Origin of the sequence: Nocardia sp. NPDC051750 (genome assembly GCF_044453135.1) — a bacterium.
Lineage (GTDB): Bacteria > Actinomycetota > Actinomycetes > Mycobacteriales > Mycobacteriaceae > Nocardia.
In genome coordinates this window covers 249,250-269,332 of record NZ_JBITCK010000008.1, presented here as the reverse complement: position 1 = coordinate 269,332, position 20,083 = coordinate 249,250, and the positions used below count along the sequence as shown (strand labels likewise).

Sequence of the window (20,083 nt, the reverse complement as noted above, 5' to 3'; positions counted from 1 at the left end):
GCCTGATCGAGCGATCAGACGGTCCCGCGATTCCATTGTGCGATCAATTCGGTAGTCATTTCGCCCACCTACGCGACCGATTCGGGTAGAGACTCGGTCGCTGTCCGAATCATGAAGACCAAAAGCAGTTATCTGACTCCACCGGTGCGGCGACGTAGCCGGTGACGCCCGGCACATCGCGCCTACCTGTCCTACCTGGCACCAGTCAACGCTGGAACCTGCCGGATGTAAGAGCCGCGACGAATCCGTCCCATTCGGCTGGGCCGAAGGCCAGGGCCGGGCCGGTTGGGTCTTTCGAGTCACGCACGCCGACCGTTCCACTGCCGAGGAACGCGACCTCCACACAGTCCCGCTGCCCCTGGCTTCTGCTGCTCTTGAACCACGGGGCCCCGGTCGAGTCTCTCATTGTTCCCGCACCTCCAACGCTTCTGATACCAGGGCTCTCGACTTCTCTTCCGAATGCGCCACCCGTCTCAGCCTATCCATGACCTGCGAATACTTGGTGACCTCGGGCACGGTCTCCACATACGTGGTCGCCAGATAGCCTTCCAAGTAGACTACCGGTGGCTGCCGCATCCGTGATGTCGGCAAGGGCGGAAGATCGAAAAAGACGAACGACCCGGCAATCACGCCGACCGGGTCCTTGGCATCTCGGCCCACGATCCGCAGTGTGACGTTCGGCCGCTGCGAAACTGCCAGCAGCTGCGACAGCTGGTCCTCGATAACGGAAGGGCCACCGATCACCGAGTGCAGCACGGATTCCGCGATCAACGCCTCGAAGTGAAGATCGGCCTTGTCCAGCAGTTCCTGTCGCCGCATGAGGACATCCAAGCTCGATTCCACCTCCTGTGATGGCATGTCCGGAAATTCTGCCCACAGCAGGGCCCGGCGGTACTCTCGGGTTTGCAGCAAACCCGGAACCAGGCCGGTCTGCCACGAAACAATCTGCGTCGCTGCCTCTTCCATGCTGACAAAGTGTTTGAAGATGCTGGGCAGCGCATGACGAGGCGCCTGCCACCACTCGATATCCGACGCGGCGAATTTCCGGATCGCCCGCGCCAGGTCGAGGATCGTGATTCTTTCCTCATCCGTGGCAGAGAACGCATTGCACAGGGCGTTCATGGCCATATCCGTGACCTTGGTCTTGAGGCCGTCTTCGAGCCGACCGTAGGTCTGCGGCGACGTCTCCGCGGCACGCGCGGCACCAGCTTGTGTCATTTCCGCCCGAAGGCGCATCTTACGCAGCTGCCGCCCCAACGCGCGGCGGGGAAGCATGGACCCACTACCCACGATATTTACCCTCGCTAACTGGATTGTCTCGATATGGAAGGCGCCGTGGTGGAAAAGTCTTCGCGCCACGGCATTTCCCCGGCGAAGGAGCAGCGGAACGCGGTGCCGGTCCTATCTACTGGAGAAGCGCCCCGCGCAGGCCGTTCTTCGACTCACCTTCGAAGAACATCGCTACCGCAACACCGAAAACTGTTGCGGGAGGGTCCGGCACCGTCCATGTGCCCCCGCCGGACCGTGTGCAGGGCGTAGGCCCAGACTAACCCGAGGAGCGGACAATGGTGTGCGATTACGGTTCTGCGATATCGACCGGGAAACCGGGCGGCAACACATGCAGGGCCCGGCGCCCGCCGCCGTGGGCACGGCGGGCAACGGGCGGCAGCGGTTCAGGCCGGGGCGAGCAGACGCGTGAGCAGACGTTTGAGCTCGTCATTCGATACCGGGTCGATCCGGAAATCGCGGTACTCGTGCCGAGCCACGTAGCGACCGTCGTCGCGGACATCGAACCAGCTCAGATACCCCGGTGGGAAGGGGCGAGCATCCCGTATCCCGCGACGGACCTCGATATGACCCGACCCGGTGCGCGGTGCTCGCAGCAACCGGCGCATCCGGTCGGGGACCTGCGGGGTGGAGCTGATCCACATACCGTCGGTTTCGCGCATCCGGTCGATATCGTCGACAAGCGGCCGACCGCGCCCTTTCGGAACCTCACCGAGTACGGAATCGACCATAAGGGGAACGATCTTGGGCGATCCCGCCCGCAGCACAACAGTATCGCCGCTCCGCGCCCCAAGTCCGGCACGCTGCACCGCGGCAACTGCCACCGCACCGTCGACGGCGGCGTACGCACGGACTGGTCCGCCCATCGAACCATGCAGCGCCACAGTCGTTTCCGGATCGGCCGCCACCCGCAGCGCGGCATCCAGATCAGGGTCGGAATCCGACGGGAAGCGCCGGTTCAACTCGGCGGCGAGCCGGTCGTAATCGGATTCCCGGCGCACCGACGACACCAAGCTCAGCGGGAACGGGTAGCGGTCCCGGCCGGTGACCTTCCAGACATGCATGAACTCATCGGAGGTGAACTCCCATCTCACCGCTGATTGCCCTCGCCCGCTGCCGGTTCCGCCGCCGCTGCATCGTCGCCGATCGTGGGCGGCACCATCGGCTGATCCGGCCCCAGCAGTTCCTCGCTGCGATCGATGATCAGATAATCAGGCGTCTGATGCTCCTGATCGTCCTCGCCTCGGCGCGCTCCGCCCGGGGACATCATCCCTGGCATACCGGACATTCCCGCGGGCCGTCCGGCCCGGGCCGCGGCGGCCGCACTGGTCGCGGCGGGAGACGGGGTTCCGGGCGCACCGGGAACATTGCGACCGGGAACCTGCGGTTGCGGTGTCCCGGGTCGGCCAGGGGTCCCGGGGGTGCTCGGGCGGCCGGGAGTTCCCGGAGTCGACGGTATTCCGGGCGCGGTGGTGGTGCCGGTGGGTGTCCCGCGCTGGGGCTCACCTGTGGTGGTGCCGGCCGGGGCGCCCGTATTCGTCGTGGCCGGTTGTGTATTCGCGGCGGTGGTGGCCGCCGGATCGCTCGTACCGGGACTATCCGGCTGTTCAACGGCCGGATCGCCGCCGGGTGCATCAGGGTTGGTGGCGCCCGGACCGGGCCCACCCGGACCGGCGGTGGTCGCGGGGCCACTGGGCCCCGGCCCGCCGGGATCATCACCCGGCGCGGATACCGCGACGAAGGTCGGGACACCATCCCCGGCAGGCTGATAGGTGGGTTTGTAGACCGAGTTCATCACGCCGATAGCGACCTGACGCTGCTCCTCCTGCTGCCGTGCGAAATCCGAGTCCGCTGCCGGGGCTGCCGCGCCCAACAGCACCGTGGTCACCTGCTCGGCCTCATCCGACATGCCTTCGGTGGATACGGTTTGCACGGGCGGTGGCGGTACCGACAGCCACACCGCTTCGGCGCCACCGGCCACCGAGCCGACCCGATACCCGATCGCCGAGACAGCGTGCTGCAGATTGTTGGCACCATCGAAGAACGTCTCGGCCGCGGTCGCTGCCGCGGTGCCGAACTCACCCTCGAACCCCTCCGACAACGCCCGGTTCAGGGCGAGCCGAGAACCGACCACCTTGGCCGACAGGCTGGTTGCGATACCGCGCCACACCTCACCGAGCGTGGTGATGGCACCGATATTCATCGCGCGCACCTTGTCGTAGATCTCCGCATGCGAAAGACCCTCGAAATGCTCCATTGCCGTGATATACGGCGGATCCTGCGAATCGTAGCTGATATCACTCTCGCTACTTGCAGCTCCATCGCGCCCCTGCTGGGCAAGGATCTGCTTTTCCTGGGCGGCGATCACTGCCTTTGTACTATCGGGCGCGAATATAGGAAGTTCCGCTTTAGGTTCGTCGCTCACAGTCAGTTCCCCTCGCCGATTTCCTGCTCGACGAGCGCGGCGGTCTTCTCGATGCCCGCACACGGGTCGGCGCCCTGGATCCGGCCATTCAGATTGAGCCGCTGGTTTACGAACACCACACCGACGGTCGTGCGGATATTCACGGTGCAGGAATCGCCCCGCCCGGGTTCCCTGCCGATGGTAGCTTCACGTCCGTTCACGGTGGTCGAACGCTGCCACGAACCGTTCTTCGTCGTCTCCTCTTCCAAACTCACGTTTCCGGACATCACCGATACATCGATCGAGTCCGATTCGAAACGACAGACCAGGAAAGTCCATTCTGCCAGGAAGTCTTCGCCTCGCTTGCGAGTTTCTGGATCGAATCCAGCCTCACGAATTGTTTCATCGCTAATCCAAGTACACGGATCGAACACCACATCCGGGCGGTCCTTATTGATATGCCGCCCTTCCTGCGCAGGTGGCTGCAGATTCGGTGCGGTAAGCGTCGGCCGAGCGGTCGTTGTGGTCTGGTCCGCGCCGGAGGTCGTCTGCGCCGATGTGGCTTCGGCGGATTCGGTACCGGTCGAACATGCCGAGACAACGATCGTTGCCAGCACTGCAATTACGCTACCGAGATACCGTGTCATTCCGGTGTTCCTTCCCCTGCCAGGGCGATCGCTTGGCGATTCATGTCATCGGCTTCCTCAAACAGTTGCCCGGCACGCAGGTAGGCCGCCGCCATCCGCAAAGCCGCCTCCTGAAGTCCGGTCAGCGCTTCCGTCAGTTTCGTGCCTTTTTTCGAGAAGCCATCCTGCAACTCGACCGCGGAATCGAACCCACCGAATCCCTCCGCCCGGCAGGTCTCGTCGGCAGTAGCGACCTCATCCTCCAAGCTCTCCGCGAACTGCACGAACACATCCGCGCACCGCTGCGCCGCCCCCGACTCCATGCGGAATGTCCCGGCCCCCGCCTGCTCCCACAGCGCGGCAGCCTGCCCCTGCCCGATATCCACCGTTTGCCCGCCCTTCCGTACTTCGCCTCACTGTATCGGACGCATCCACACCGCTCCCGGTTCCGCCTGCGGCGGCCTCATGCAGCCAAGGGCACCTGCGCGGACAGATGCCTACCGAGTTGCCGAAGCCTTCCCATCGGCGCGTTCGGCGCTGCGCACCGGACGAGAGCGGCCCGATCCCCGGACTCTGCCTCGCCGGTGCGCGTCGCCGTACCGGTCGTAAGATGATCGTGCTCAGTAGCAATGAATCGAGGGGGGGCACATGCGTATTCGGTGGTCGCGGCTTTTCGCCCGGACGAGAACCGCGGGCGATGCAGTCCGAATTCCGGGCACGGTCTCACCCAGCGGGAAGCGGAAGACCGGCTGGCTCACGTTCGCCGGCGCCGCCCTCGCGACGGTTATCGGTGCTACGGGATGCACCTCTTCTTCGACACCTGCACAGTCCGCCGATACGACCCCCTCGGCGACAACAAGCCTGTCCTACCCTGGCTTCCTCACCGCCGATCAACAGAACACGCTCGCCTACCGGGCCGAACTGAGCAGCGTGGATCCCTGCGGGTTCCTCGCTGTCGACGCGATTTCCGATATCGGGACCGCCGACTACATCGGCGCCGGAGGCGCGTACGAAACCTGCACTGCCCACTTTTCACCACCGGCAGGTCCGCAGCAGATCCGGGAGATCCTGGTCCGAATCGGCAGCTCCAGTGGAGATTACGGAACGCCCGTCGAAGGGACTCCGATCCGGCTCAGCGCAACACCCGACCTGTGCACGTCCTATATCCCGTTCGACGAGGCCCGGAAGGTGGGATTGTCCTATACCGTCACCGCCGCGGGCGAGCTCACCGCAGCCGCGACCGGCCCCCGTGAGGATCTGTGCCCCGCAGCCCGGACCGTCGCCGAGGCCGGGATGCGACTGGCCGCCACCAGGCCGCAGCGCTCGGCGTCGCCACCGTTCACCGAGAATCCCTCGTTCCCCACGCACGCCCAGGTGAACCACCCGCTGGCCACGCTCGACCCGTGCGCCGTCCTGGGCACCCTCGCCGCGGAGGCGCCGGCCCTGCATTTCTATCCCGGCCCCGTCGGCTGGGGGTGCAATTTCGGGATCGACACCGACCACACGAAAATCCACCACATCACCTACTCGTACGATTACCTGAGGAAGGCGCTGGAAACCCGGCGGTATGCCGACGATGAAACCCGGATCACCGTTGCCGGGCTCCCCGGGGTCGAAAAGCGCAGTGGCCAGTACGCCAGCATGAAGTACTGTCTGATTACCCTCGCCACCGACCCCGACGCCGCAGCGGAAGACGCCGAGGGGAACTCCTTGCAGGGACACCTGATCGGGGTTTCCACCGACGGACTCGGCTGCGACGCGGCCCGGCGCACCGCCGAAGCAATCGCCACGCTCTACAACGCACACTGCCGAACGGTTCGACCCGACTTTCCCGCGATGGGACGCTGCGGCGGTTGAGCTACGCGGCGCCCCGTGCGCGAAGGCGGTTTTCCCTGGTCGGGCCCACAGTTCTGAGGTGGCAGCTCATTTGCTGTGACCCCGCCCGGCTGTGCTGCTGCCGCGGTTCAGAATCCCCGTAGCCGATCGGGGGCCACCCGGATCGGCACCGAGTATTCGGCACGGAACTGCTCCGCGGTCATCGACAGGCCTTCCAAGCCCGTCCGGTATTTCTCGAGATAGGCCGCGATCTCGCCCGGGTCCGGGCTCAGTTCGAGGCGGGCGGTTCCGCCGAACACGACGATATCGCCGCCGGATCCGGTGCTGTTGAAGTGCAGCGCCACCCGGGGGTTCCGGGCAATATTGCGGAGCTTGGGCCGGTCCGGCTGACTGAAGATCAGGAAGGATCCCGCGTGCCAGCGGAACCAGACCGGGCTCGGCTGGGGAGTGCCGGTGGGGCCGGTGGTGGTCAGCCAGACGATTTCCTCCCGCTCCAGCCGCTCGGCCACCCGCGTACCGAATTCTGTTGTGGGGTCTAATAATTCGTTGACCTGCGGTGTTGCCATGGGCCGACCTCCAGATCGTCGGGACTTCGCCGGAACCACACCCTTGCCCGCGCGGCTGTTCCACGCAATAGCGACGACCGGGCAAAACCGTAAGCATTCGATAACAGACTAATTTATAGGTCACCTTTCCATCAAAATAGCCCATCGCGGCTCCCGCTCGTGCGAGACTCTGCCGGTTCGTCAACTCCCCTGAAAGAGGACGCCATGAGAACCCTTGCCCTCCTCGGCGCGACCACACTCGCCTTCGCCGCCGCCGGCACGATCGTCGCGCCCCAGCAGGCCACCGCCCAGCCCGCCGGATGTCACGCCTCCTACGACCCCTGCGTCCCCATCACCAGCGATGTCGACTGCGAAGGTGGCAGCGGGAACGGTCCGGCCTATACCGGACAGGTCCGAGTGATCGGACCCGACGACTACGATCTGGACCGCGACGGCAACGGATACGGCTGCGAAAACAGCTAACGGCCCGGCCGCCGGTCACCTGCGCCCACACCGCCGGCAGGCGAATATGCTCGAACTCGTGACGACACCCCGACTGGTCGAGCTGCACCTAACGGCGTTCAAATCGTTCCACGATGAAACGCTGCCGCTGAGCGGAACAACGATCCTTATCGGGCGTAACAGTGCCGGCAAATCGAATGCCTTCGACGGCCTGGACGTTCTGGCCCGGCTTGCCGAAGGCGAAGACCTCGCGGATGCCCTCGACGGACGGCGGCGCGAAGGGGGAACCGTTCGTGGCGGCTCGGCCGGTTGTCCACCACACGGCACATCGCGGTTCGCACTGGGCTGTTTGGTGGAAGTAGACAACGATCAGTACGAGTACGCGGTGACCGTCGAAGTACGACCTGATCTGCGTATCGTCGGGGAATGGCTCCACGGCCCCGGCCGGGCCGTCAAAAGCGGCAAGATCAGCTTTGGGCCGCTCGTCGAAACTCGGGAATCCGACACTCCCGGCGCCGGAATCATGGCCGAAGTACACAACGGCAAACCGGGCCCGAACACGCCGTACCGATTCCGGGATAATCGGCTGATCCTCAGTCAGATTCCGCTCGTGATCGGCAGCGCGAACCGGGCCGAGGCTTCGGTACTCGGCGGCGCGCAAGCGGTACTCCTCGCCCTCCGCGGGATCTTCCACCTGGACCCCGTGCCACACCTGATGCGCGGATACGTTCCTCATCTCGACGCGGAGCTACGGCGCACCGGCGAGAATGTCTCGGCCGCTCTGCAACGACTGCAGCGCGAAGACCCCCCGGCCTTCGACCGTGTACAAGAACTGGTGCGCTCGGTAGCGGACGACAGGGTCACGAGTATCGGATTCATCTCGTCCGAACTAGGTGATGTGATGCTCGCGCTCGACGAAACACACGGCGGCCAGACTGAGCGCACACCGGCCCGGGAGATGAGTGACGGTCTGCTCCGGTTCACCGCTGTCGCCACGGCACTGCTCTCCTCACAGCACGGTCTCGATGTGGACGCGACGGTAAGTACTCGAGCGGATACCCCCGATCACGACGATCTACAAGGCGGCGTGCTCATCGTCATCGAGGAACTGGAGAACGGCCTGCACCCATCACAGGCCAGGCGGGTGCTCGATCTGGTCCGGACGAGCAGCGAAACACCGGGCACCAGCGTGCTCGTGACAACACACAGCCCTGCCATCCTCGATGCCGCCGAAGGGGACTTGAACCGGAATGTCATTGTCTGCCACCGTGATCAGAACACCGGGTACAGCGTTTTGACCCCGCTCACTGATATCCCCGGATACGCCACGGCTCTTGCGGAAGGGTCACTGGGTGATGCGGTGGTGGCCGGGAAGCTGACCGGGGTTCCGGACGAACCGCCAGGAGACTACGACGAATTCGAGCGATTGCTGGGACTCCGCTGATGCAGTCCGTGGTATTCGTCGACACCAGCATACTGTGCAACCTCGTTCCGGTACCCGGCCGCGATCAGGACCGGGAGTATGTTCAGCAGGAGTTGAAACTTCGCCTCGCCCGGCGGGAAGAATTCATCCTGCCGATTACGACGGTGGTGGAGACCGGCAATTTCATCGCCCAACTCGACAACGGCGGATTACGTCGCAGCACCGCCCAGCGGCTGGCCGACATCCTGCGCCTGATCTGCGCGGGACGCGCCCCCTGGATTTTGCACGACGTGCCGTGGAACAGGAAGTTCCTCGAGCAACTGCTCGACGGGGCGGATACTCAGGCCGATTACGTCACACACGCTCAGAACCGGATCGGCACCGGCGATCTCTGCATTCTCACCGAACGCCACCAGTACTACCAGCGCACCGGGGTACCGGCTGCGATATGGACGCTCGACGCGGGACTCAACGCCTACTCGATACTTGGTTAGTAGTCCTGCGTCAAGCCCGGTGTACCGGAAATCCGTCCCCCCGAACCCTATTGGGTCCCCGAGGTGACCACCTACTCGACCACCGAGTACGGTGTCACCGACCCCCGGGCATCGGCAGAGCCCCGTTCCCGGCCGGACACCGGCCCGGGCGGGCTGTTTCCGGCACCAGGTGAGTTCAGAAGCCTCCGCCGCATCCGTGGGTACCGGCGAATCCGCCGCTTCCGGTATCGGTTGGGCCGCCGACCCCGAAACTGGTGTGGATACTGGTATGGCGGCCGGGACGGGGCGAATACGGGATACGATGCGGATCGCTCCAGTAGCCCGGTATGACCGTGCGCCACCAGGTGTCGAAATCCACGCCGCTCCTCCGCTCGACCTCCGCACGGTCGGCGTCATTCCAGTGCACGGCGTATCCGTTGATACGGTGAGTTTCCCGGAGCCGATCTGCGAGTGTGCAGGTGTCCAGCGACGAATCGCCGGTGTGAAAAACGTGAACCGCCCGGCCCGGCTCGTCGACCCGGTAGCTCCACACAGCGTCCGCGGCCACCGTGCGGATCCGTTCCTCCTGTAGGGCTCGCTGCTGTTCGGCCTCGCGTTGCTGCTCCTCCAGTTCACGAAGCCGCTGTTCGGTTTCTTCTCGACGTCGCTGTTCGAATTCGCGCATCGCCTCTCGCGACTCCCGGCGCCGAATCTCGAGCACCGCCCGGACCCGATCCGCGATCACCACGCGGACGGGCTCGTATTCGTCGTCGATTTGCCGCAGCCGCGCGCCGAATTCGTCGATCGACCGCCGCAATCCGGAGCGGTCCCGCCGGCGCCGGGCCGCTCGCCAACCCGATTCCCGCCGGAGCCCGGACCTGCCGTCGGGCTCAGTGACGATTCGCAACCCGCGGTCGTGCACGAGCTGCGCTTCGGCTGCCCGGAGCGCAGCCACAGCCGTCTCCCGTGCCTGCGACCACTGGGCGATCTCGCCCTCGGTCGCGGGTATCTCGAGGGACGAATAAGGAAGTTGGGTCTGCCTGCGCCAGGAGAAAACGACCCACCCGTCACCGGCTGGAGAACTCCACGCCGATCCGGGCCGCAGGTCGTAGAAGCTGAATGCTGCCGATCCCGGGGCGAAGTACCAGCGAAATGCCCTCGAATCGGGAAACTCACCGAATTCGCAGGCCAACAGGTGCGATGTCACCGTGACCATAGGGGCTCTCCCTCCACCGGGTGTCCCCACCACGATAGCGACGGAACTACCACCGCACACCCGGCGACTCGGACCGCACGCACACTGCCGGGTTGGGCGGCCTGGCTCAGCTACCGCCGAAGAACTCCTCGAGACTGCCCGCGGTCAACACCCGCTCCGTCCACACCTCGAGGTCCGCGGAACCACCCGCCTCCACCCGCTCCACCACCGAATCGGGCAGCGAACCGAACTCGAGGGCCAGCAGTCGCAGCAAGGTCCTGGCCTGACCCTTCACCTGCCCCCTGGCCTGGCCTTCTGCCCGAAGTTGCTCTGCTCCACCGCCACGTGTTCGGCCCGGAGTTGACCACCACCGGAATCACCAGCGGGTAGTACTCGGTATCGGATTCTCCGTTAGATACCTTGCTCAGATCCCCACCATATATTCGAGCACCCGCAACGGCATATGTTTATCCGGCACGCTCTGATGCTCGAGCAGCAGATGAACAAACCCGTCGCGCCCGGCCAGTTTCGTCCGGAACAGCACATCACTGTCACGATTACGCAGGTCCGGCAGCACATACGCCCCCGACGCCAGCACCATGGCATCCCAATCGATCAACGCCACCAGCCACGCCGGCAACACCGCCCGCAACTCCCCCGCGGCCGCAACAGGATCCGACATGATCCGCCGGAACAGCGAATCGTGCGGATTAGCCTGCTTCACAACCATATTCGGCAAGCTACCGGCGACTCTCCAACACGCCCACACCACCGATCACGAGACACGCCGCCACGACACAATCGCGCCACTCCGCTCTCACCTACTGCCCTCGGCCGGCACCGGACCGGAACCGATTCCGCAACCGCAGGATTCGCCCGTATCCAGCGCGACCTCCAGGCGGGCCGACTCCGCGACCTCAGACGTATCAGCGCCTTCGCCGAGCAGCCGGGCCAGGGCGGTGCGGGTGATGGCGCCGATCGGTTGCCGGACCGAGGTGAGGGTGATCTGCCCGAAATTACCTGCGGTATCGGCGTCGAAGCCGGCGATCCGGATATCGCCGGGAATCCGCAATCCGCTGTCGGTGACCGCGCGTATCGCGGCCGCGGATTGACCGCCCGTACCGATGACCATTCCCCGAGGCGGCCGGGCGGTATCCCGGAGGAAGGCGCGCACCGCGGCGTAGGTGCCCTCGGCCGTCAGATCGGTGCGGATCACCTCGTGGTCCGCACCGACGGCCGCGGCGAATCCCGCGTATCGCTGGGCAAGGGTTTCCCGGTCGCCCTGGTGCACATTGTCGTCGGTGAAACCACCGACGAACACGAGGTTCTCGCAGGCGTGCGCCAAGGCGGGACGGTACGCCGCCAGCCGGCCGGCCGCACGGTGATCGGCACCGACGATCGGGGAGTCGATCATGCCCCGGCTGTTGTGTACCCAGCCCACGGGACGCGGGCCCGATCGCCAGATCGCGACGGTTGCTGTGGCGTCGACGGCCCGACGACCAGCAGACCGTCGCTGTTCGAAGTGGACGAGCACGGGGCGATCGTCTGGTAGTGGCTGGCTGGCGACCACCTCGGCGAGTTGGGTCCTGCCGGGCCGCCTGGGGCTGCGCTGCGCAAGACGGCGGCACACGACCCCGACGATCCGTAAGGCTACCTCGAGATGAACAGCCCCCCGCTCGAAATCCTTGGGTCCGAACCGCTGGTACGCGCAGGACCCCGGGCAGCGTGGTTCAACCCGACAACGTCCTCGTCAGTTTCCCCGAGGCCATTATCGTCGCGCTGATCGACATGACCTCCGGGCCTGTCGTCTGGAAACTCGGCCGTTGCCTTTGGGTGAGCAAACGTTAGTTGTACTCCATGTCGTCGGGCAGCCTCGCCTTGCGGTGAGGCGGTCCCCGTCCGATCCACCGGAACCCGGTGGTGCGGGGTTGACGTTTCACAGCCTCCAGCGTCGCCTGCTCGCGCAGGGCCGGTCTCACGGGTGGCTCCACGTCCTGCCACCGGGCCACCCCCGGCGGGACTCTGTTCACCCGTACCGGGTTTGCCGAGTCGGGCGAGGTTGATCGCGGCGTTCAGATCACGGTCGATCTCCAGGCCGCAGTGTTCACAGGCATAGGTCCGCATCGCCAGGGTCAGGTTTGGTTTTCGCCCGCCACAGCCCGAACAGATCTTACTGGATGGATAGTATCGACCAGCCTCCACCAGGACCGAGCCGCACCATCCGGTCTTGTAGCCGAGCATCCGCCGCACCTCGGCCAAGGCGGCGTCGGCGAGTGCCCGGTTCAATCCTTTCTTCCGGTTGCCGCCCTTGCTGCGCATCCCTGATGCGTTGAGAGTCTCCACGCAGATGATTTGGTGGCGTTGGGCGAGGCGAGTGGTGGCTTTGTGCAGGACGTCACGGCGCACATTCGCGGCGTGGGCGTCGATCCGGGCGATCCGCCGCTGCGTTCGTTGCCACCGCTTCGACGGCCGTCGCTCGGTCTTCGTGGCCGGGTCGTATGGTCCCTGTCGCCGGGCGGCCCGGCGTTGCAGTGCCCGTTTACGTGGCTGCACCGCAGTCGATGCTTTCGGTGCCGGGACCCGTTCGATCTCACGCCCGTCAGGAGTGCCGACCACCAGCAGGTCTTTCACGCCGACATCGACACCCACTACCGCAGCCTGGGCGCCTATATGGGCAGGGACAGCCACTGCGTGTCGGACGATGCTCTGGAACGAACAGAACCACCGACCGGACGAGTCCTGGGACAGCGTCGCGGACAAGACGCGTGCCGTCCCAGCCTCGATGCGCCGGGCGAGTTTCCGGGTGGACTCATGCGTCCGGATCGTGCCCACACGGGGCAGCGTCACGTGGTGCCGGTCTGCCTCGACACGGATCGTGCCAGTGGTGAACCGGACACTGCGGCGGGTCCGTGCCGACTTGAACCTCGGGAACCCGACCGTCCGCCCGGCCCGCTGCCCCCGACGCGACTTCGACCACGCATCCAGCCCGCGCGCCAAGGCGTCCAAGCCGGTGTTGTAGGCCTCCTTGGAATTCTCGGACCACCACGGCGCCACCACATCCTTGCGACGGTTCCACTCCTTGCGCAGCCCCGCCAGCGACCAGTTCAGCGCAGCCGTCAACTCCGCCTCGGCGATCCCGTAGGACCGCTCCGCAGCCCGTTGAGCCATGACCGCTTTCACCAGGCCCAGCATCGTATTGTGCGCCTTGCGGGCACCACCGGCATGCGACCGAAACGCCCGCTCCTGGGCCGGTGTCGGATCCAGCGCGAACCGGTACGCCCGCGCAGTCCAACCCTCAGGGATCTCGAACCTGGCCATCACACGACCTCCGGCTCGGCATATCTGGCGGTGGTCATCGCACGCGTCGCCCGGTTCAGGGCACCGTGGTGCCCATACAACCCGGCGCGCCGAAAGGTGAGCACCTCGATCATGTCCTGCACCAGGCCATCGGTGGACTCACCGAGATAGGCACCCACCACCTTGCGGCTATGGCAGCACACGCCACTTCGAGGTGCCCGACCCCGAACCACGCCAACCCATCCCGATGTTCCACAACAACTACCCTCGCAGAAGGGTCCGACAGAATTCACCGCAACCCGGGACAGTACCCCCTTCATTCCAGACCCGATCTCGGCCACCGCTTCGCCGACCGCATATCCATGCGCGGTCGCCCACCCGGTCCGCTGCGCCACCCGGCGGTCCAAATTCTGCCGCTGATGTGCGAGACACCCTGCCCGGGGTGGACCAGCCGACCCTCACCTCGCTGGCCTACCGGGGCACAGTCGGTCCCCTTCGATTGGGTACCGGAGAACAGGCCGAGGAAGCCGGCGCGTCCCGGCGGCAGCTCGCAGAATCCGTACGCGCTTGCACCGCAAGTAATTTCAGGAAAGTATGACGACGTTGCCACCAGTGTACGAGCCACGGCCACCGTGATTCCCGCATTCACCACCCGCCAGATCCGAGACGCAGTCCCCCGCCGAGCACAAGTATCACCGCCAGATCACATACGACATTGCCCGGCTCATGGACCTCGCCCTGGTCAACCCGGCCTTCTCCACGGCCCGCAGCAGCAATCCCGCCTCGGCCTGGGACACGACCGCACCCCACGGTCCTCGACTTTCAGCGATGGACACCACGACATAGATCCGTTAACACCGCCGATAGTCATTGCTTTCGCGGCATAGAGAAGCCGGATTCCACTGCACATGCAGGAACTCGTCCGGCCGGTTCCACCGGCCGATGCCGATACACGACGGCCACAGGGTGACGAGCGTGTATCGGCATCATGAATGCGACGGTCAGGCGACCGCCCCGCTGGTTTTCAACTCGATGATGCGATCCCAGTCCCAGCCCAGTTCGAGCAGGACCTCTTCGGTCTGCGCCGCGAACTCCGGCCCCGGCCGCAGTTCCGGAGCAGTGACATCGAACTGCACCGGACTGGACACCAGCTCCAATTCCCCTGCGGGAAGGATGTATTCGTTGGAACGGATCTGGTGGTCCGCACCGACCTGGTGGGAATCCTGGACCGGCGCCCACGGGCCTTTGAGGGTCGCGAACTTCTCCGTCCATTCGGCGAGGGTCCGCTGGGCGATCGCCTCGCGCAGGATCTCCACACCGGCATCGGTATTGGCCGCGATCTGGGCCGCGTCCGCGAAACGCGGATCCTCGGCCATTTCGGGGCGGTCGATGTGGTGGCAGACATCGGCCCAGAACTTGCCGGGCTGCAGCATGACGAACGACAGGTACCGGTCGTCGGCCGTCTTGTACAGGCCGGACAGCGGATTCGACATCGCGCCGTGCGTTCCGGGCGGCGGGGCGAGCATCGGTTCACCCTGGTAGGCCGAGAGCGCCACGGTGTGGCCGAGCGACCACAGCCCGCTGCCCAGCAGCGAGACGTCCACGATCGACGGCTCCCCGGAGCGTTCCCGTTTCAGCAGCGCCGCGGCGATTCCGCCGGCCAGGTTCGTCCCGGAGATGGTGTCGCCGAAGGCGGGGCCGGGGGGCGAGATCATCCCGTCGGTACCTTCCGGGGTGATGGTGGCGGCCACGCCGCCCCGGCACCAGAAGGCTGTCATGTCGTAGCCGCCGCGATCGGATTCGACACCGCGCGGGCCGAGCGCACTCCCCCGGGCGTACACGATCTTCGGGTTCACGGCCCGGATATCGTCGACGTCGATCCCGAACTTGGTGCGCGCCGAGGGCAGGAAACTGGTGAGGAACACATCCGCGCGCTTCGCCAGTTCGTAGATGACCTCCCGGCCACCCGCCACCGACATATCGATACCGATACTGCGTTTACCGCGGTTGGCGTGCTCGATATTCGGGTTGGGATCACCCTCGACCTTGAACTTGCCGATCTGGCGCAGCCCGCGCTGCGGGTCACCGGTGACCGCGTGCTCGACCTTGATCACGTTCGCGCCCCAGTCGGCGAGCACCGCGCCCGCCGACGGCACGAACCCGTACATCGCGACTTCGAGGACGGTAATCCCTTCTAAGGGCTTGCTCATGCTGCGTCTCCTTCCGGCATGAGCGAGGGCCCTCCGTGGTTACGCTCCGCTACCGCCTCCGGGCCTGACCCGCTCATGCTGTATCGATCGGGCATGAGCGAGGGCCCTCCGTGGTTACGCTCCGCTACCGCCTCCGGGCCTGACTCGCTCATGCCACGACCTCGGCGAGGGTCTTGCGCTCCATGAACTCCTCCATGCCCACAACGCCCATCTCGCGTCCGACACCCGACTGCTTGTAGCCGCCGAAGGGGGCGTCGGGGTGGAAGTAGTTGCCGCCGTTGATGCTGAAGGTGCCGGTGCGGATACGCTTGGCGACCGCCCGGGCACGTTCGGCGTCCGCGCCGAACACACCGCCGGACAGGCCGTAGATGGAGTTGTTGGCGATCGCGACGGCGTGATCGATATCGTCGTACGGGATCAGCGCCAGGACCGGGCCGAACACCTCTTCCTGCGCGATCTCGCTGTCGGGGTCGACATTCGACAGCAGGGTGGGTTTGTAGAAGTAGCCCGGCTCCACCTTTTCGCCGCCGGTCACCAGGGTGGCGCCGGCCGCGACCGCACGCTCGACCAGGCCGTGTACCTTGTCGCGCTGGCGTTCGCTGATCAGCGGGCCCATGTAGTTCTTCGGGTCGGCGGGGTCACCGTAGGTGATGTTCGCCAGGTTCGCGGCGACCAGTTCGGCGACCTTGTCGTGATCGGCCCGCGGAACCAGCAACCGGGTGGTGATGGCGCAGCCCTGGCCGGCGTGCGAGCAGATGCTGAAGGCCGCGAACATGGCGCCGAGGTTGTAGTCGGCGTCGTCGAGCAGGATGGCCGCGGACTTGCCGCCGAGCTCGAGGAACACCTTCTTGAGGGTGTCGGCGGCCGCGGCCATGATCTTGCGGCCGACCGGGGTCGAACCGGTGAACGACACCACGTCCACATCGGGGTGCGTGGTCATCCGTTCACCGACGGCAACCTCGGAACTCGACAGGATATTGACGACACCCGCCGGAATATCGGTGTGCCGGGCGATGAGTTCGCCGAGCGCGAGGGTGATCAGCGGCGTATCGGGGGCACCCTTGAGCACAACGGTGCAACCGGCGGCCAGCGCGGGTGCAAGTTTCGCGAAGGCCAGCTGGTACGGATAGTTGTAGGCGGCGATGGCCGCGACGACCCCCGCGCCTTCCTTCTCCACCCACCGTTGGTGCTGGGCGCCGCGGATCTCGACCGGGCCGAGATCCTCGGTCCAGGTGTAGTCCTTCAGCAGGCCGGCGTAGTACTTGACGATCTCGAACGGCGTTTCGAGCTGGTTACCCTTCGTCAGGATGAAGCTCGCGCCGACCTCGGCGATCATCAGGGCGCGCAGCTCCTCCACATTGTCCTGCAGCGCCTGATAGAGCTGCTCCAGGCAGCGCGCGCGGAATTCGTGGTTCGTCGACCAGTCCGTGGTGTCGAACGCGCGGCGGGCGGCGGCGACAGCCGCGTCGACCTCGGCGATACCCGCCTCGGGCGCATGGCCGACCACCTCACCGTTCGCGGGATTGAGCGAGGCCAGGGTGCGCCCGGTCTCGATCAGCTGCCCGTCGATGAGCAGCCGTTGGGTGGCAGTCACCGCCTCTTCCTGCGTTGACATCCCGCCTCCTCGAAGTTCGTGGAAATAACATTCTCGTCTGAGGAGAATAGTACATTTGGCAAGGGTCTTCGCAGTGGCGATTCGATGAGCTGGACCGATTCGATTCACCGCCGCGAAATGCCCCGGTCGCGCGGATCCCGCAGATCTTGCGCAGCCGATCTGGACGAGAGTACGGTTCTCGTATTCGGAATGCATGTTCTTGCGCCGTGGGGCGCGAGAGAGGAGAGGCAAGCGTGAAAACCGCAGTTGTCACCGGCGGCGCCTCGGGCATCGGACTGGCCATCGCGCAGCGGCTCCGCAGCGACGGGTTCCACGTGGCGGCACTCGACCGCAACGCCTCCGCCGACGACGATTCCGCGTATCAGGCCGACGTCACGGACCCCGACAGTCTCGCCACCGCCCTGGGCACCGTCCGCGAAAAGCTGGGCCCGGTCACCGTTCTGGTGAATGCCGCCGGCGTGGACGGATTCAAACGTTTCCAGAACATCGAATTCGACGAATGGAAACGGGTCATCGAGGTCAACCTGCACGGTGTCTTCCACACCATCCAGGCAGTACTGCCGGATATGATCGAGGCCGGCTGGGGCCGGATCGTCAACATCTCCTCGTCGAGCGCGCAGTCCGGTCAGCCCTTCATGTCCCACTATGTCTCGTCCAAATCGGCGGTCAACGGGCTGACCAAATCGCTGGCGCTCGAACTCGGCCCCTCCGGTATCACCGTGAACGCCGTACCCCCGGGCTTCATCGACACCCCGATGCTGCGCCGCTCCGAAGAGCGCCGGCTGCTGGGCGGCAGTGTCGAGGACCATATTCAGCGCACCCCCGTGCGGCGCGTCGGGAAACCCGAGGACATCGCCGCCACCTGCGCTTTCCTGATCTCCGAAGAGGCCGGGTACATCACCGGCCAGATCATCGGCGTCAACGGCGGACGTAACACCTGATCAGCCCCAGGTATCCGCCGATCTCACCCGAAGGGAAGTGACAACCGTGAAGGTCCATGTCGATCAGGATCGCTGCCAGGGACATACCCTCTGCTCGATGATCGCGCCGAAAGCGTTCGAACTCAGCGAAATCGACGGCCATTCGTCGCCGGTGGACGAGAATGTAGCCCACGACCAAGAGGACCAGGTGCGCGAAGCGGTGCACTCGTGCCCCGAGCGCGCCATCTCGCTCACCGAGTGACACGAGGGGGCACCCGATGTCCGCCACCGAATCCACCGACCGCCTGAATCCCCGCTTCGACTACGACCGCTACGGACCCGGATACCGGGAGTCGTTCCAGACGATCACCGAACATATGCACCAGCACTGCCCGATCGCCTGGACCGACAACCACGACGGTTACTGGGTAGCAGCGGGTAACCGGGAAGTCTTCGAGCTCGCCCGCTGCCCGTACGTCTCCAACGATCGCGATATCGAGGGCGTACGGCGCGGGTATCAGGGCATTACGATCCCTTCCACGAATCAGGCCGCCATCCGCAACGGCATCCTGGAGATGGACGATCCCGAGCATCGCGAATTGCGTTCGGTGCTCAATCCGTATCTCTCCCCTGCCGCCGTGCAGCGGTGGATTCCGTTCGTCGACGAACTCGTGCGGGCCGCGATCGATGAGAAGATCGCGACCGGCCGGATCGATTTCGTCGACGATCTGGCCAATATCGTGCCCGCGGTACTGACCCTGGCGATGCTCGGGATACCGCTGCGGAACTGGGCGGTCTACAGCGAGCCCGCCCATGCGACGGTCTACACGCCGCCGGACTCCCCGGAGTACGAGCGGGTGCATCGGATGCACCAGGAAATGGGCCTGGACATGTACACGAATCTCGTCGAGATCCGGGAGCATCCGCGGCCGGGCCTGATCCACGCCCTGGCCACCGAGGCGACCCTCGGCGGGGAACCGCTGTCCGATATCGAGATTCTGGGTATGCTCGGGCTGCTGATCGGTGGCGGTTTCGACACCACCACCGCGCTCACCGCGCATTCACTGGAATGGCTGTCCGAGCACCCCGCGGAACGCGAAACCCTCAGCCGGGAACGGGACGTCCTCCTCGATTCCGCCACCGAGGAGTTCCTGCGCTACTTCACCCCGGCGCCCGGTGACGGCCGGACCCTCAACTCCGATGTCGAACTGGCGGGCGCCCGGTTCGCCGAAGGAGAACGGCTGTGGCTGTCCTGGGCGATGGCCAACCGGGACCCGGCGGTGTTCGACGAACCGGATTCCGTTGTGCTGGACCGGAAAGGTAATCGGCACTTCAGCTTCGGGCTCGGTATCCACCGCTGTATCGGGTCGAATGTGGCCCGTTCGGTGTACAAGCGGATGCTGCTGGCGGTGCTCGACCGGCTCCCGGATTTCCGCTGTATCCCGGAAGAGGCCGTGCACTACGAGACCATCGCGGTGATCCAGGGGATGCGTCACCTACCGGCCACGTTCACGCCGGGAGAACCGCTCGGTCCCGGACTCGACGAGACGCTGGAGAAGTTGCAGACGGTCTGCGACGAACAACGTCTCGCTGAACCGGTTACCGTCCGGAAGGACGCCGCGCAGATCTGAGGGCAACGACAACGGATTCCCGTCCCGGGGGGGGGGGGGGGGCCGGCCCCCCCCCCCCCGGGGGGGGCCCCCGGGCGCCGCCCCCCCCGGGGCGGGGGGCGCCCCCCCCGCGAGCGCGGGGGGGGGTTGGGAGAGACACCCGGGGGCCCGACGGGCCCC

General features: G+C 65.6%; 22 protein-coding genes. 7 read left to right on the top strand and 15 right to left on the bottom strand.

Annotated elements, in window-relative coordinates; genetic code table 11:
- Positions 1-205: 205 nt before the first annotated feature.
- From ACIA75_RS32300 to ACIA75_RS32275, 6 genes are all read right to left on the bottom strand, one after another.
- Positions 206-406, bottom strand: coding sequence for a DUF397 domain-containing protein (locus ACIA75_RS32300; protein ID WP_397110834.1), 201 nt, complete (start codon positions 404-406; stop codon positions 206-208).
- Positions 403-1,359: a helix-turn-helix domain-containing protein gene (locus ACIA75_RS32295; RefSeq protein WP_397110833.1), complete on the bottom strand. Its 957-nt coding sequence runs from the start codon at positions 1,357-1,359 to the stop codon at positions 403-405. Before ACIA75_RS32295 ends, ACIA75_RS32300 begins: the two co-directional genes overlap by 4 nt.
- Before the next feature lie 314 nt (positions 1,360-1,673).
- A complete protein-coding gene (locus ACIA75_RS32290; RefSeq protein WP_397110832.1) occupies positions 1,674-2,381 on the bottom strand; it encodes an ESX secretion-associated protein EspG in 708 nt (235 codons plus the stop codon).
- Positions 2,378-3,712, bottom strand: a complete 1,335-nt coding sequence (locus tag ACIA75_RS32285) for a hypothetical protein (protein WP_397110831.1) — start codon at positions 3,710-3,712, stop codon at positions 2,378-2,380. The genes ACIA75_RS32290 and ACIA75_RS32285 overlap by 4 nt, the downstream gene beginning before the upstream one ends.
- Before the next feature lie 2 nt (positions 3,713-3,714).
- Positions 3,715-4,308 carry a DUF3558 domain-containing protein gene (locus tag ACIA75_RS32280; RefSeq protein WP_397110830.1) on the bottom strand — a complete coding sequence of 198 codons (594 nt, stop codon included), beginning with the start codon at positions 4,306-4,308 and terminating at the stop codon, positions 3,715-3,717.
- A 26-nt stretch (positions 4,309-4,334) separates the two neighbouring features.
- A complete protein-coding gene (locus ACIA75_RS32275; RefSeq protein WP_397110829.1) occupies positions 4,335-4,703 on the bottom strand; it encodes a hypothetical protein in 369 nt (122 codons plus the stop codon).
- A 262-nt stretch (positions 4,704-4,965) separates the two neighbouring features.
- On the opposite strand from ACIA75_RS32275, the gene ACIA75_RS32270 reads away from it, so the two are divergent.
- A complete protein-coding gene (locus tag ACIA75_RS32270) occupies positions 4,966-6,174 on the top strand; it encodes a hypothetical protein (RefSeq protein ID WP_397110828.1) in 1,209 nt (402 codons plus the stop codon).
- 107 nt (positions 6,175-6,281) lie between these two features.
- Here ACIA75_RS32270 and ACIA75_RS32265 read toward each other — a convergent pair whose 3' ends face one another.
- Positions 6,282-6,719, bottom strand: a complete 438-nt coding sequence (locus ACIA75_RS32265) for a TIGR03667 family PPOX class F420-dependent oxidoreductase (RefSeq protein ID WP_397110827.1) — start codon at positions 6,717-6,719, stop codon at positions 6,282-6,284.
- 204 nt (positions 6,720-6,923) lie between these two features.
- On the opposite strand from ACIA75_RS32265, the gene ACIA75_RS32260 reads away from it, so the two are divergent.
- Genes ACIA75_RS32260 through ACIA75_RS32250 form a run of 3 tightly spaced genes read left to right on the top strand, consistent with a single transcriptional unit; the run spans position 6,924 to position 9,077 of the window.
- Positions 6,924-7,181: a hypothetical protein gene (locus ACIA75_RS32260; protein WP_397110826.1), complete on the top strand. Its 258-nt coding sequence runs from the start codon at positions 6,924-6,926 to the stop codon at positions 7,179-7,181.
- Positions 7,182-7,239: 58 nt separating this feature from the next.
- On the top strand, positions 7,240-8,604 hold the full coding sequence (locus ACIA75_RS32255; RefSeq protein ID WP_397110825.1) for an AAA family ATPase: 1,365 nt from the start codon (positions 7,240-7,242) through the stop codon (positions 8,602-8,604).
- Complete coding sequence (locus ACIA75_RS32250; RefSeq protein WP_397110824.1) at positions 8,604-9,077, top strand: hypothetical protein; 474 nt, start codon at positions 8,604-8,606, stop codon at positions 9,075-9,077. The genes ACIA75_RS32255 and ACIA75_RS32250 overlap by 1 nt, the downstream gene beginning before the upstream one ends.
- A gap of 175 nt (positions 9,078-9,252) precedes the next feature.
- Here the strand turns inward: ACIA75_RS32250 and ACIA75_RS32245 are convergent, their stop codons facing one another.
- The 8 genes from ACIA75_RS32245 to ACIA75_RS32210 form a co-directional block, all read right to left on the bottom strand.
- On the bottom strand, positions 9,253-10,272 hold the full coding sequence (locus ACIA75_RS32245) for a hypothetical protein (RefSeq protein WP_397110823.1): 1,020 nt from the start codon (positions 10,270-10,272) through the stop codon (positions 9,253-9,255).
- A gap of 106 nt (positions 10,273-10,378) precedes the next feature.
- Positions 10,379-10,546, bottom strand: coding sequence for a hypothetical protein (locus ACIA75_RS32240; RefSeq protein WP_397110822.1), 168 nt, complete (start codon positions 10,544-10,546; stop codon positions 10,379-10,381).
- 129 nt (positions 10,547-10,675) lie between these two features.
- Positions 10,676-10,981 (bottom strand): Rpn family recombination-promoting nuclease/putative transposase, encoded by a 306-nt coding sequence (locus ACIA75_RS32235; RefSeq protein WP_397110821.1) that lies wholly within the window; start codon positions 10,979-10,981, stop codon positions 10,676-10,678.
- Positions 10,982-11,068: 87 nt separating this feature from the next.
- A complete protein-coding gene (locus ACIA75_RS32230; RefSeq protein WP_397110820.1) occupies positions 11,069-11,665 on the bottom strand; it encodes a substrate-binding domain-containing protein in 597 nt (198 codons plus the stop codon).
- 236 nt (positions 11,666-11,901) lie between these two features.
- Positions 11,902-13,569, bottom strand: coding sequence for an IS607 family element RNA-guided endonuclease TnpB (gene tnpB, locus ACIA75_RS32225; protein ID WP_397110819.1), 1,668 nt, complete (start codon positions 13,567-13,569; stop codon positions 11,902-11,904).
- Positions 13,569-13,727: a hypothetical protein gene (locus ACIA75_RS32220; RefSeq protein WP_397110818.1), complete on the bottom strand. Its 159-nt coding sequence runs from the start codon at positions 13,725-13,727 to the stop codon at positions 13,569-13,571. Before ACIA75_RS32220 ends, tnpB begins: the two co-directional genes overlap by 1 nt.
- 822 nt (positions 13,728-14,549) lie before the next feature.
- On the bottom strand, positions 14,550-15,758 hold the full coding sequence (locus ACIA75_RS32215; RefSeq protein WP_397110817.1) for a CaiB/BaiF CoA transferase family protein: 1,209 nt from the start codon (positions 15,756-15,758) through the stop codon (positions 14,550-14,552).
- 148 nt (positions 15,759-15,906) lie between these two features.
- The gene (locus ACIA75_RS32210) at positions 15,907-17,373 is read right to left on the bottom strand and encodes an aldehyde dehydrogenase family protein (RefSeq protein ID WP_397110816.1); all 1,467 of its coding nucleotides are present in this window, start codon (positions 17,371-17,373) and stop codon (positions 15,907-15,909) included.
- 233 nt (positions 17,374-17,606) lie between these two features.
- Here ACIA75_RS32210 and ACIA75_RS32205 point away from each other — a divergent pair, with 233 nt between their 5' ends.
- Genes ACIA75_RS32205 through ACIA75_RS32195 form a run of 3 tightly spaced genes read left to right on the top strand, consistent with a single transcriptional unit; the run spans position 17,607 to position 19,924 of the window.
- Positions 17,607-18,314, top strand: coding sequence for an SDR family NAD(P)-dependent oxidoreductase (locus ACIA75_RS32205; protein WP_397110815.1), 708 nt, complete (start codon positions 17,607-17,609; stop codon positions 18,312-18,314).
- Between the two features lie 46 nt (positions 18,315-18,360).
- Positions 18,361-18,555 carry a ferredoxin gene (locus ACIA75_RS32200; protein WP_357237425.1) on the top strand — a complete coding sequence of 65 codons (195 nt, stop codon included), beginning with the start codon at positions 18,361-18,363 and terminating at the stop codon, positions 18,553-18,555.
- A gap of 16 nt (positions 18,556-18,571) precedes the next feature.
- Positions 18,572-19,924 (top strand): cytochrome P450, encoded by a 1,353-nt coding sequence (locus ACIA75_RS32195; protein ID WP_397110814.1) that lies wholly within the window; start codon positions 18,572-18,574, stop codon positions 19,922-19,924.
- The last annotated feature ends 159 nt before the right edge of the window (positions 19,925-20,083 follow it).